The sequence below is a fragment of the Vibrio atlanticus genome, assembly GCF_024347315.1.
GTDB lineage: Bacteria > Pseudomonadota > Gammaproteobacteria > Enterobacterales > Vibrionaceae > Vibrio > Vibrio atlanticus.
In genome coordinates this window covers 141945-155138 of the sequence record NZ_AP025461.1, presented here as the reverse complement: position 1 = coordinate 155138, position 13194 = coordinate 141945, and the positions used below count along the sequence as shown (strand labels likewise).

At 45.7% G+C, this 13194-nt stretch carries 10 protein-coding genes; 9 read left to right on the top strand and 1 reads right to left on the bottom strand.

The features are described from left to right. Positions 1–10 precede the first annotated feature (10 nt). The 3 genes from OCV30_RS16415 to OCV30_RS16405 all read left to right on the top strand — a co-directional run bounded on the left by OCV30_RS16415 (position 11) and on the right by OCV30_RS16405 (position 6002). Positions 11–2071 (top strand): prolyl oligopeptidase family serine peptidase, encoded by a 2061-nt coding sequence (locus OCV30_RS16415; RefSeq protein WP_065679385.1) that lies wholly within the window; start codon positions 11–13, stop codon positions 2069–2071. Positions 2072–2445: 374 nt separating this feature from the next. Beyond that, positions 2446–3786, top strand: a complete 1341-nt coding sequence (locus OCV30_RS16410; RefSeq protein WP_065679386.1) for a carbohydrate porin — start codon at positions 2446–2448, stop codon at positions 3784–3786. A gap of 179 nt (positions 3787–3965) precedes the next feature. Next, the gene (locus tag OCV30_RS16405; protein WP_065679387.1) at positions 3966–6002 is read left to right on the top strand and encodes a methyl-accepting chemotaxis protein; all 2037 of its coding nucleotides are present in this window, start codon (positions 3966–3968) and stop codon (positions 6000–6002) included. On the opposite strand, the gene OCV30_RS16400 is transcribed toward OCV30_RS16405, so the two are convergent. Next, positions 5999–6382, bottom strand: a complete 384-nt coding sequence (locus tag OCV30_RS16400; RefSeq protein ID WP_065679388.1) for a hypothetical protein — start codon at positions 6380–6382, stop codon at positions 5999–6001. The genes OCV30_RS16405 and OCV30_RS16400 overlap by 4 nt on opposite strands. A 62-nt stretch (positions 6383–6444) precedes the next feature. On the opposite strand from OCV30_RS16400, the gene OCV30_RS16395 reads away from it, so the two are divergent. The 6 genes from OCV30_RS16395 (at position 6445) to OCV30_RS16370 (ending at position 13124) form a co-directional block, all read left to right on the top strand. Next, complete coding sequence (locus tag OCV30_RS16395; RefSeq protein ID WP_012601182.1) at positions 6445–7452, top strand: LacI family DNA-binding transcriptional regulator; 1008 nt, start codon at positions 6445–6447, stop codon at positions 7450–7452. 18 nt (positions 7453–7470) lie between these two features. Continuing rightward, positions 7471–8718 (top strand): ABC transporter substrate-binding protein, encoded by a 1248-nt coding sequence (locus tag OCV30_RS16390; RefSeq protein ID WP_009846151.1) that lies wholly within the window; start codon positions 7471–7473, stop codon positions 8716–8718. 66 nt (positions 8719–8784) lie between these two features. Continuing rightward, positions 8785–9771: a carbohydrate ABC transporter permease gene (locus OCV30_RS16385; RefSeq protein WP_009846152.1), complete on the top strand. Its 987-nt coding sequence runs from the start codon at positions 8785–8787 to the stop codon at positions 9769–9771. 46 nt (positions 9772–9817) lie between these two features. Beyond that, complete coding sequence (locus tag OCV30_RS16380; RefSeq protein WP_017097772.1) at positions 9818–10666, top strand: carbohydrate ABC transporter permease; 849 nt, start codon at positions 9818–9820, stop codon at positions 10664–10666. Between the two features lie 17 nt (positions 10667–10683). Next, positions 10684–12033, top strand: a complete 1350-nt coding sequence (locus tag OCV30_RS16375; RefSeq protein WP_065679389.1) for a GH1 family beta-glucosidase — start codon at positions 10684–10686, stop codon at positions 12031–12033. Then, a complete protein-coding gene (locus OCV30_RS16370; RefSeq protein ID WP_009846155.1) occupies positions 12033–13124 on the top strand; it encodes an ABC transporter ATP-binding protein in 1092 nt (363 codons plus the stop codon). The genes OCV30_RS16375 and OCV30_RS16370 overlap by 1 nt, the downstream gene beginning before the upstream one ends. Positions 13125–13194: the final 70 nt, after the last annotated feature.

Genomic DNA, 13194 nt, shown 5'->3' with positions numbered 1-13194 from the left:
AAGGATCACGATGAGCTATTTAAAAGAGTATCAATATCCAGTCACCAACAAACAGATCGTCAGCGATGACTACTTTGGTCAGATAATCGAAGACCCATATCGCTGGTTAGAAGATGACAGATGTGACGAAACCGCGCAGTGGGTGGCGAGCCAAAATGAAGTCACGTTCGATTACCTTGCTCAAATCCCATATCGCGCAGAACTGCGAGAGCGATTAGCGAAAGCGCAAGACTACAAAAAGAGCTCACAGCCGTTTGTGCGAGGTGATTACACCTATTTCTATAAGAATGATGGACTGCAGAATCACAGCATTCTTTATCGTCAAAAAGAAGGTCTGCAGGTTGAAGTGTTCCTAGATCCGAATACCTTCTCGGAAGATGGCACCACATCACTGGGTTCGGTGTCGTTTTCTAAAGACTACAGTTTAGTAGCGTACAGTATTTCCGAGGGCGGAAGCGACTGGCGTAAGATCTTTGTGATTGATACTGAGACTAAGCAGCAGCTTGAAGTCGAAATTACAGACGCCAAATTTACCGGCATTTCTTGGTTGGGTAATCGTGGCTTTTATTACTCTAGCTACGACAAACCAGACGGCAGCCAGCTTTCTGCACGTACCGAACAGCACAAACTTTACTTCCATGAGTTGGGTACCGAGCAAGCTAGCGACAAAGTGATTTTTGGTGAGAACAACACCGAGCAGCACCGCTATGTGTCGGGTTACACCACCGAAGACGACCGTTACTTGATTATTCTAGGGCGAGAGTCGACATCGGGTAACAGACTGTTCTATATCGATTTAAATTCACCAGAACAAAAGCTGAATACGCTGATTGATCATGTGGATAGCGACACTTATCTCATCGATAACCAAGATGAGACCTTCATTCTATACACAAATCTTGATGCGCCTAATGGCAAGGTGGTGAGCTTTGATACTCACGATGGGAAATGGCTCGAAATCATCCCTGAAAAGCCACAGCCATTGGATATCAGCACGGGTGGTGGCTACTTGTTTGCTCACTACATGGTGGATGTGGTGTCTAAGGTTGAGCAGTTGGATTACCAAGGTAACCTAGTTCGTGACATTCATTTGCCTGGGCTGGGAACGGCCAGTGGCTTAGGTGGAAAAAACGAGCAATCTCAGCTTTATTACACCTTTACCAACTATGTTACGCCGCCAACAATTTTCTCTTTTGATGTTGAATCTGGAAGCTCTAAAATCTACCAACGCTCTGAGTCTCCGTTTGAGTCGGATCAATTTGAGTCTAAACAAGTCTTCTATACCTCGAAGGATGGAACTCAGGTTCCGATGCTTATCTCTTATAAGAAGGGATTAGTGTTAGATGGCAATAACCCAACCATGTTGTACGCCTATGGTGGCTTTAACGTTAGCCTAACGCCTTCTTTCTCGGGTACTGTTGGCAGTTGGCTAGAGCTGGGTGGCGTATATGCGGTGCCAAACCTGCGTGGCGGTGGCGAGTATGGTAAGGCGTGGCACAAAGCGGGTACACAACAACAGAAGCAAAACGTATTTGATGACTTCATTGCTGCTGCCGAGTTCTTAATTGAAGAAAACTATACCAGTAGCGATAAGTTGGCGATTCGCGGTGGTTCTAACGGAGGCTTGCTGGTAGGCGCTTGTATGACACAAAGGCCAGAGCTGTTCCAAGTGGCTCTGCCTGCGGTTGGGGTGTTGGACATGTTGCGTTACCACACATTCACGTCTGGCGAAGGTTGGGCGTACGACTATGGCACATCCGCGCAAAACAAAGAGATGTTCGAATATCTGCTTGGTTATTCTCCGGTTCATAATGTGGTGCGTGGCACGGATTATCCAGCAACTCTGGTGACGACTGCCGATCACGATGACCGCGTGGTACCTGCTCACTCTTATAAGTTCATCTCAGAGCTGCAAGATAAGCATGAAGGCGGTGCGCCCGTGATGATTCGTATCGATGTTAATGCGGGCCATGGTGCTGGAATGCCGTTGAGTAAAGCGATCGATCTCACTGCTGATATCTACGCATTTACCCTGTTCAATATGGGAATAGAGTCCCTAGATTCAATCTAGAAAATACTTAATTTTAGATAACTGGGTATTTGACTCAATCCAAAAAGCCTCAAAATCTGCCTTAGATCTTGAGGCTTTTCATATTTACGAAAACCAATCAAAATTTCACCATATTTTCCTCGCTCCACCACACTCTTTTCCGTGATAGACCCCGCCATTACTGATGAAATGAAAGCGATTTCAAGCTGTATTGTTACGGATTTTTACGTCTATCTATCTGATTATAAATAAATAACCATTTCTGGTGATAACTCTAAAAGTTTCATGGTATTTAGGCTGGTTTATCAGTGTGAACAGCAACCAACTTTTCAACGCTTTCATTGCTTAATATTTCCCTGTTCGATGAAAACTCAAAAAAATAATAGGGAATTACAATGCAAAAATTTAAGCTTTTGCCAATAACGGTCGCAGTGGCGGCTTCGCTTGCTTCACTCTCTTCTTTTGCTGCTGATACTAATATCGAAGCACTAGAAAAACGAATTCAAGAGTTAGAATCTAAGGTTGTTGATATTGATTATGTTAACGATCAACAACCTGCGGTTTTAACTGCAGAAACTAAGGTGCCAGATGGCATCGTCTTCTCTGGTTATGCTCGTTACGGCGCTCACTACAAGAGCGGTGATGAGCGTTACGTAGACATCGGTACAACAGGTCGTTCTGTCGGTCGTTTAGGCAACGAAGCCAATGGTGGTGAGGTTCAGCTAGCTAAGCTTTTCGAAGCTGACAATGGTGCGATTTGGGACGTCGTATTCATGGCCGACCACTGGGAAGCAGACGCTTGGGCTGACGATGGCGGCCTAAGTATGAAAAAAATGTACGCTGGTGTAACCAATGTATTTGAAAGCCAACCAGAACTTTACATGTGGGCTGGTCGCGACTTCCACCAACGTCCGCAACAAGGTTTGAATGATTACTTCTGGATGACACACGATGGTCAAGGCGCTGGCTTTAACAACTTAGATTTCGGCGGCGCGAAGCTGGATATGGGCTTTGTAGGCCAAGTGAAAGGCGGCCTCGTAAATGACAATGGTCGATACGCAATTACTTCTAAACTTCATTCAATTAACGCGGGTATCGGTCAACTAGACTTGTATGCGAACTACGGTTTTGCTTCAGATGAAGCGGATACAGCGAGTTCAACTAAATATGTGATCGACCAAAAAACAGGTCAAACGAAAAAAGTGGTAACAGCTGGTACTAAAGTGAGCGATGAAACGGCATACCTAGTGGGTGCAACTCTTGGTTTAGGAGATTCCAACAAGTTAGTCGTTAAGTATGGTGATGGTGCAGATTCATCGGTATTTGAGTTGAAAGGCGACTATAAAACTTTTTACGCAAGCATTGAAGGTAACTACGCAGCATCGGATAAATTCATCATTGATTACCTAGTGTCGTATAAAGATAACTCTGGTGCAGACTTAGCTCGCGATAACACTGAGTATGCAGGTATCGTTCGTCCACAGTACCAATGGGATGACGTTCATTCTACATGGTTAGAAGCGGGTTACGGCATGGTTGATTACGATGACGACGGCGAAGAAAACGCGTGGAAGGTAACTCTATCTCAAAACGTTTCTCTAGGTGGCTTACCTTGGAGTCGTCCAATGCTTCGCTTTTACACAACCGTGGGTGATGTCGAAACTAAAGGCAACACTGTGAACACAACCAATGTTGATACATTGTCGTTCGGCGCAATGTTTGAAGCTTGGTGGTAATCACAAGCTAGAAAGAGCAGCTCTTTGAATTAGGCTTACGCTCAAAGAGTCGTGTTTAAATAGTAAGTACATACTGTCCATTTAGCCCTAAAGGCAGATTGATTAGGGCACGTTAAATAACTCCATTCTTGGGCACATTTTATGTGCCCTTTTTTTCGCTACTAGATTAAGGAATAACTATGAGTCAGAGTAAAACCAAGAGGTTTTCTTCCATAGCGTCTCGAGTCTATTTTGGTTTTTTTACGCTGATCGTGATCATGCTGGGTAGCGCATGGTTGAGTATTAGCAGCAATAAGAACATAACCTCACACATCGAAACCATCACTCAACAAGCCACCCCTTTAATGCTCCAATCTTCCACGCTTACTATTCGTTTTTTGGATATTAATCGAAGCTCCATTCCTTATTTATCAGCGGATTATGTTGATGAGTTAGAGCCACTCAAACAAGTTGTTGTAAATAACATCGAGCATTATCAGCAGCAATTGAATTGGTTTGAAGGCAAGAGCACGGCAGGGTCGTCTCTTGAATCTATACTCCAGAATATTGATGAAACGGGCGTTGCCACCATCGATAAGATAGACCAGACCTTAAACTTATACGTTTCTTATTTGGATACTAAAGACCTCGGTTCGATGGAGCAGGCGCAATTTCAATCGGTAGTAGGACAACTCAACAATACCTTGGTGAATCAACTGGCGAGCGCGAGCTCAGATGCAACGCAAAAAGCAGTAGAAGCATTACTGGTTCAATTGAGCTTGATTGCGGCAGAAGCCAATGAGGCTTTTTCACTGCAAACGTCATCGGAAGTTCGTGGAGTAGAGCGACGCCTGCAAAGTCGTCACGAGCGATTTAAAGAGGCTGTTGCCAATTTGGAGGCGCAGGATCCGGCTTTAGTGCGACGGAGTAAGCAGTCTTTGTCACTGCTCGCTTCCCATGCCTTTTCAGCGCAAGGCTCAGTGTCTACGCACATGGAAACCGTTAAGTTGCATGAGTCGATAGCTGAACAAAGAGCTGAAATTGAACAGGCGATTGATGTGCAGCTAGGGTACTTCGACGAACTTTCTACGTACGCCGAACACACCGCAACAAACCTGTATCAAGAGTCGATGGAATCATCCAATCAAGCCCTTTTGATGCAGGTAATTATTTCGACTGCATCAGTTCTGATTGCGCTTTTGATCGGCGTTAATATCGCAAAAGGAATCCGTAAGCCAAGCAAGTTGGTACAAGGTGCGTTAGACCAAGTCGCCAACAAAGACCTGAGTTCTCAGGTTCAATATCAAGCCAATAATGAATTTGGTTTAGTGAGTGACAAGGTCAATTTGGTGATCAGCCACTTAACACACGTGATTGAAAACATGCGCCAATCATCGCTGCATTTAAAAGAAGCGTCTCTAGAGAATCAAAGTACCAGTGGTTCATTGCGTGAGGCGATGTTGGACCAAACCAATCAAACCGTAATGGTGGCAACGGCGATGGAACAGATCGAATGTTCCGTGACTGAAATAACTCAAGCGGCCAACCAAACACTGACACTGGTGACATCGGCTGTCACCAGTTCAAGCGCAGGGCAACAAACCATGGGCAAGAATGTTGACCTAATGGGCGTTTTGGAAAGTAAGTTGGCAGAATCAACAAGCACAATCGACAAACTTGAGAAAGAGAGTGCCAGCATTGGTTCTATTCTTGATGTGATCTCCGGTATTTCAGAACAAACTAACTTGTTGGCATTGAACGCAGCCATTGAAGCCGCTCGTGCTGGCGAGCAAGGTCGAGGGTTCTCTGTGGTCGCCGACGAAGTGAGAGTGTTAGCCGCAAAAACCAATGCATCAACACAAGAGATTCACCATAAAATTGAACGGCTTCAAAACAGTTCTAAATTGGCTGTTGAACAAATCAATCAGTGCGTTGCAGATATGGCGCAATGTGTTGAGCAAACGGGTGAAGTGAATCAATCCATATCGACCGTGTATGGCTTGCTCAATGAAGTCGAACAAAGAAGCCATCAGATCGCAACGGCGACCACAGAGCATCAAGTTGTCGCATCCCAAGTAACACAAAGCATCAGCCAGATACATGAATTGGCCGAAGAAAACTCCCAGCGTTCACAGATCCTCTTTTCCCACGGTCAGCAATTAGAAATCATGTCGCAACAGCAATTCTCACTGACTCAAGAGTTTAAGTTACCGAAGCGATCTGAAAATAGGGATTAGACATCTATCTGAGTCTTAATGATTCCATGCCCAGCTTTTTTCTGGGCATTTTTGTGTCGGGTCAGCGGAGCATTAATGTGAGTGTTCATGAGATGAAATGTTCTCATACAATTTCGAAAGGCCATTGAAAGAACAAGGTCACTTTCCCCGTGTATATTGCCGTCAGCTGCGGATTTATCATGAAATGACGCTTTCAAAAAATGGATTTTGGCGTACTTGTTTGGTCTGACGAGCAAGTAATCGAACGCCATCTTGATAATGTAAACAATAATCTCATGAAATAGTTTCATGGCGTGAAGTGAATCTGTAAGCGCTTTCATGATTTCCACAACTGGCCTTTTCACCTCCAACTTTAGTGTGATGACACTCACTTCAACCATGACGCCTTTCTTTAATAATCGTTTTGTAAGCGGTTACAAGCTAATGAAGTATCGAGGTTCGAGTGGCGACAATTAAACACGTATCAGAACATGCAGGTGTGTCTCAGGCGACAGTGTCTAGAGTTATTAATGGCACTAGCAGAGTCAGTCATGACAAAAAGCTAAAGGTTGAAAAAGCGATCAAAGAATTGGGTTATCGCCCGAACTCTATCGCTCAAGCTTTGGCATCAAGTCGTACCGGTAGTGTGGGCGTTGTTGTTCCAGAACTTGGTGGTTCTTTCTATTCAGGCATCTTGCATTGCATAGAAGAAAACCTACGCCGCTTTGGTTACCACGCTGTTGTTACGGCGGGTTCGAACACCGAACAAGGGCAGCGAGAGTCTGTAGAGTTTCTGTTGGGGCGTCGTGTTGATGCTTTGATTCTTCATACTCAACTGCTCAGTGATGATTATTTAATTGAATTGGAAGAACAGGGGACCCCTGTGGTTTTAATTAACCGCTTCATCCCAGAAATGGCGATGAGTTGCATTGATATTGATAACGAAGTCGGGGGGCTACTCGCTACTCAATATCTTTTGCAAAAGGGACATACAGATATCGCGTGTATTACCGGGCCTTTAGATAAAGCAGATGCTAGGGGGCGTTTGCAGGGGTATCGAAAGGCCTTGGAAGAAGCGGGTGTGCCATACGATGAAGCCTTAGTCTCGGAAGCGGGCTTTACTGAAGAGACTGGCATCAGTGCTATGAAGAAGCTGATGAATCGTAAGTGTCATTTCACCGCAGTATTTGCTTCGAATGATCACATGGCATTTGGCGCCTTTGAGGTGCTGCATCAAGAGGGGCTGTCTGTTCCTAAAGATGTATCACTAGTGGGCTTCGATAACACCATCTTCGCGCGCTATCTGACCCCTAGTTTGACCACCATTAATTTCCCCATTGAAGAGATGAGCATTGAAGCTGTGCAGCTCACTCTGCAAAAGCTAAAGAAAATAAAACATGACGTGAACTTTAAATTGCTGCCGACGTTGGTCACTAGAAACTCGGTATCGGATTTACCAGTTACCCTATAAAAATATTAAGGATAGAACATGAAATTTAAGACCTTAGCGCTTTCATGCGCGGTTGCTTTAGGATTAGGTACAACAGCTGCAAATGCAGCAGACAAAGAAATTCGTTTCGACGGTTTCCCTGATTTCGATAGCAGCCTAAAGGTATTACTGCCTGATTTCGAAAAGGAAACGGGTATCAAAGTTGATTACCTTATGAACAACCACGGTGACCACCACACCAAACTGACAACGAACCTTGCAACGGGCTCTGGTGCCGGTGATGTGATTGTTGTGGACGTTGAGAAAATTGGTCCATTCGTGGGTTCTGGCGGCCTAGTTAACTTGTCTGAAAACTACGGTGCAGATAAGTACGAAGAACGATTCGCACCTTACGCATGGGCACAGGGCAAAGGCGCTGATGGCGATATGTACGGCATCCCTGTCGACCTTGGTCCTGGCGTTATGTACTACCGCACTGACGTGTTCGAAAAAGCAGGCATTAATGTAGAAGACGCAATCAAAGATTGGGATTCATACATCGCTGCTGGTGAAAAACTGAAAGAGCAAAACGTACAACTTATCGCTTCGGCAGCCGACGTGGCACAAGCGATTATCTTTACGACGGTTCCTGAAGGTGAAGGCCTGTACTTCGATAAAGATGGCAACCCAGTCGTGACATCAGAGCGTTTTGTTCATGCTTTTGAAGTAGCAAAAGAGATTCGCGACAAAGGCTTAGACGGTCGCATTCTGGCTTGGTCTAACGAATGGTACGAAGGCTTCCGCAACGGCACATTTGCAACTCAACTTTCTGGCGCTTGGCTTCTTGGTCACCTAAATAACTGGATTGCTCCTGAAACTAAAGGTAAGTGGGCAGTAGAAAACCTACCTGATGGCATCTACGGAAGCTGGGGTGGTTCATTCCTTTCTATTCCAACTCAATCAGAAAACCCAGATGAAGCTTGGGCGCTTATTGAATACATGACGACGGATCGTGAAGTACAGCTTAAACACTTCGAAACGATTGCTGCTTTCCCAGCGAACATCACCACGTATGACGATGAGCTTTTCCAAGAAGAGATGGAATTCCTAGGTGGGCAAAAAGCTCGTCTACTGTTTGCTGAAGTGGCACAGAACATCAAACCAGTATCTCCAGCACAAGGCGACCACGTTGCACGTTCTATTATCTTAGAGAACGCATTGATGGAAGTACTTGATGAAGGCAAAGACATCAAGACTGCGCTTAAAGAGGCAGAGCGTCTAATCAAGCGTCGCACGCGTAATCTTTAATTTATTTTTACTTTAAGTAAGTGAGGAAGCGTGGATAACGCGCTTCCTTTTTAAGAGGTCGTTACTATGAATCATACAGCGAGCACAACGATAGAACCTGCGGACAAAAGCCTTTTTTCTCGTCTAAATTTGAAAGCGCTTACACCGTATGGATTTCTTCTGCCGTTTCTGATCATTTTTTCTGTATTTGGGATCTTCCCGCTGTTGTTCTCTGTTTACCTGTCGTTCCACGAGTGGAACCCGGTAAGAGGCATGGATGCGATGGAGTTCGTTGGTTTTGAGAACTATCACATTGCTTTAACGGACCCATGGCTATGGCGTTCATTGAAGAACACGCTTTGGCTAGCGATCACTTCAGGCGTGGCTCAGCACTTAGTCGCTATTCCAGTGGCTTACATGTTGGTTTCAATGGGTGACCGTATGCGTCACTGGCTAACATCGGCGTACTTTCTACCGTTCATTACATCAACGGTCGCAGCGTCACTGATTTTCTTCAATATGTACTCTCCTAACTCAGGAATTATTAACCAAACGCTGATGGCTCTGGCCGATAGCACGCTGTTTGGTTGGGCATTTGCTTGGGTTAACGATTTTCAACCAATCCGTTGGTTAGACGATGCCACTATGGTGAAGCCGTCTATCGCAATCATGGTTTTCTGGAAATACACCGGTTTTAACATCGTCCTTTACACCACGGGTTTAATGACGATTCCTAAAGACATCTTAGAAGCTGCACGTATGGATGGTGCCAATGCCTTCCGCCGCTTTTGGAACATTTCACTACCAATGATTCGTCCATTCATCTTCTTTGCTATCACGATGACCATCATCGGTAACCTGCAAATGTTTGAAGAACCGTTCGTCCTAACACGTGGTACAGGTGGTACTGGCCAATCTGGTTTAACTATCTCGATGTACCTCTACAAAGTAGGTTGGGAATGGCTAGAAATGGGTACAGCATCTGCTATCTCGTGGTTACTGTTTGCACTCATCGCGACTTGTACATTGGTTCAATTTTTACTCTTCGGTAAGAAAGGCTTAGGGGAACATTAAGATGTCGACATCAATTAAGACAAATACCTCACCACTAAGTGGACTGATGCCAAGCGAACGCAGCATGTTCATTCTGACTAAGATCTTGATGGTCATGCTCGGTATCTTACTGGTTGTTTCAGCGCTAATTACAGTCTTTCCATTTGTATGGTCGGCACTGCTATCAACGCGTGACCGTTCTGAAATTTTCGGCACGGGCATTAGCTTTGCGATTGGCGATAGCCTGGCGATTAACTACGCCAAATTGCTTGAAATCATGCCGTTTTGGAAAGCGATGTTTAACTCGATTTACGTGGCTTTCTTAGGCACCACTATCTCGCTGCTGTTTTGTAGCATGGGTGGCTACGCGTTTGCTGTGTTTAAGTTCCGCGGCAAGAACGTGTTGTTCGGCATGCTGGTTGGCTCAATGGCAATTCCGCCTGTGCTTAGCTTGATCCCTTATTTCATGATCGTGAAATTCTTAGGCTTGTTGGATAACCACATGGCGGTATGGCTACCGTTCACCACCACACCATTTGGTATCTTTTTGATGCGTCAGCACGTGATTGCATCGATTCCAAAAGAGCTACTTGAAGCAGCGAAATTGGATGGTGCTGGTGAGTTCAGAACGTACTGGAGCGTGGTACTGCCACTGATGAAGCCTGCACTGGCAACGCTTGCGATTGTTCAGTTCGTTTTCTTCTGGAACATGTTCATGCAGCCTCTCGTGGTACTAAACAACCCAGATAACTATGTTATTACGCAAGCACTTCGAAGTGTTCAAGGTATTCCGAATACGCCATGGGGCGCGGTAATGCTAGGTACCACAATTTCTATTTTACCGCTCGTGATTACTTACTTGTTCGCATCGAAACAGATGATCAGTGGTTTAACGTCCGGCGCAGTCAAAGGTTAGGTTTAAGGGTTATAACAATGAATAAATATCAACTTCCAAGTGATTCAAAGTTACGCAGTAAGGAATTTGTATTCGGTGTCGCGACATCTTCATACCAAATTGAAGGCGGCGTTGAAGAGGGCGGTCGTACACCGTCTATCTGGGACACTTTCTGTAAGACGCCGGGCAAGGTCGATAACGGAGACAGTGGTGATGTGGCGTGTGACCACTACCACTTATGGCAACAAGATATCGAGATGATTCAAGGCTTAGGCGTTGATGCTTACCGTCTCTCTATTGCATGGCCGCGCATCCTGCCCCAAGACGGTGTCGTGAACCAGCAAGGTCTAGAGTTTTACGGTCAGATCATCGATGAGTGTCATGCTCGTGGCATGAAGGTATATGTGACGCTGTATCACTGGGATCTTCCGCAATACCTTGAAGATAAAGGCGGCTGGCTAAACCGTGAAACGTCTTACAAATTCGCAGAATACGCAGAAGTGGTGAGTAAGTACTTTGGCGATAACATTGACGTGTACACCACGCTCAATGAACCGTTTGTGTCTGCATTCCTAGGCTACCGTTGGGGCGAACACGCGCCAGGTATTAAAGGTGAGAAAGAAGGCTACCTAGCATCTCACCACCTAATGCTGGCACACGGTTTGGCAATGCCGATCCTTCGTAATAATGCGCCTCATGCTAAGCATGGTGTGGTATTCAACGCGACTCCTGCTTACCCGCTGACGCCACAAGATCAAGCGGCAGCAGATTACTGCGAAGCCGAGAACTACCACTGGTTCATCGACCCAGTATTGAAAGGCGAGTACCCGCAGTTAGTGGTTGAGCGCCAAGCGATGAACATGCCGATGATCCTTGAAGATGATTTAGACATCATCAGCGCACCGGTCGATTACATCGGTATCAACTACTACACACGTAATGTCGCTCGCTTCAACGAGAACGGCGATATTGAATCGGTGAAGCAAACAGATGCTGAACACACTTACATCGGCTGGGAGATCAACCCACAAGGTTTAACCGATTTATTGGTAAGACTGGATGCTCGTTACGAAAATATGCCACCTATCTACATCACCGAGAACGGTGCTGCAGGCAACGACGAGCGCGTTAATGGACAAGTGATGGACGACCAACGAGTTCGTTATTTCCAAGGTCACATCGAAGCGGTTCACAACGCGGTTGAAGCGGGTGTGAAAGTTGATGGTTACTTCGCTTGGAGCCTGATGGACAACTTTGAGTGGGCATTTGGCTACTGCCAGCGTTTTGGCATTGTCCATGTTGACTACACCACCCAAGAAAGAACATTGAAACAGAGCGCAATTGCGTACCGAAATATGCTGCTAGAGCGCGCTGAGGAGAACAGATAATGGCTAAAGTAGAATTTAAGAACATCAAAAAATCATTCGGTGATGTTGAAGTCGTCAAAGAGTTTGATTTTACGGTTGAAGACGGTGAGTTCGTGGTTTTCCTTGGCCCATCTGGCTGTGGTAAATCGACAACGCTACGCATGCTTGCTGGCCTTGAAAGTATCAGTTCTGGTGACATCGTGGTTGGCGGCAAGCTGATGAATAAAGTCGACGCGAAAGACCGTGACTTAGCGATGGTATTCCAAAGCTACGCACTGTATCCGCACATGACGGTGTACGAGAACATCGCCTTTGCGCTAAAACTGAAGGGCATGCCAAAAGCAGAAATCGACGTAGAAGTGCTAAAAGCGGCGAAAATGCTAGAGCTTGACCCGCTACTGAACCGTAAGCCAAAAGAGCTTTCTGGTGGTCAACGTCAACGTGTGGCAATGGGCCGTGCGATGGTTCGTACGCCAAAGGTTTTCTTGTTTGATGAGCCGTTATCTAACCTAGATGCAAAACTTCGTGGCGTGATGCGTGAAGAGATCAAACACCTACACCGCGAGCTTAAAACCACTACGATCTACGTAACCCACGATCAGATCGAAGCGATGACACTGGCGGATCGCATCGTGATCCTGAAAGACGGTTATGTTGCTCAAGTTGGTACACCAACCGAGGTGTTCCAGCGTCCTGCAAACAAGTTTGTCGCGCAATTCATTGGTAACCCGTCAATGAACATGTTGGAAGCAAAACTGATTGAAAAAGAAGGCGAGTACTTCGTTGAAATTGGCGATGTTCATATCCCACTGCCTGAGCGCTTTAAGTCTCTGGCGTCTAAGAACCTAGCGCTGCATTTTGGTGTTCGTCCAACAGACATTCACCTACGTGCCGAGCAAGTTGACCACGACCGCGTGCTGCCATTCCCTGTGAAAATCAAAGACAAGGAATTACTAGGCGCGAGCATTCTTCTGAAAACAGAAATTGGCGGTCAGCCGTTGATGGTTGAAACCCAAGCGGCTGAAGTGGATGTAAAAGATCTGACGCTTTACTTGGATTTGGATGCTTTCCACTTGTTCGATGCTCTGAGTGAGAACTCGCTAGCGAGCTAGCCAGTCAATTTAAGTCAGTCATTGAGCTGAAACCAACCAACTTACGACAAATTGTTTTGGCTCCTCCTGA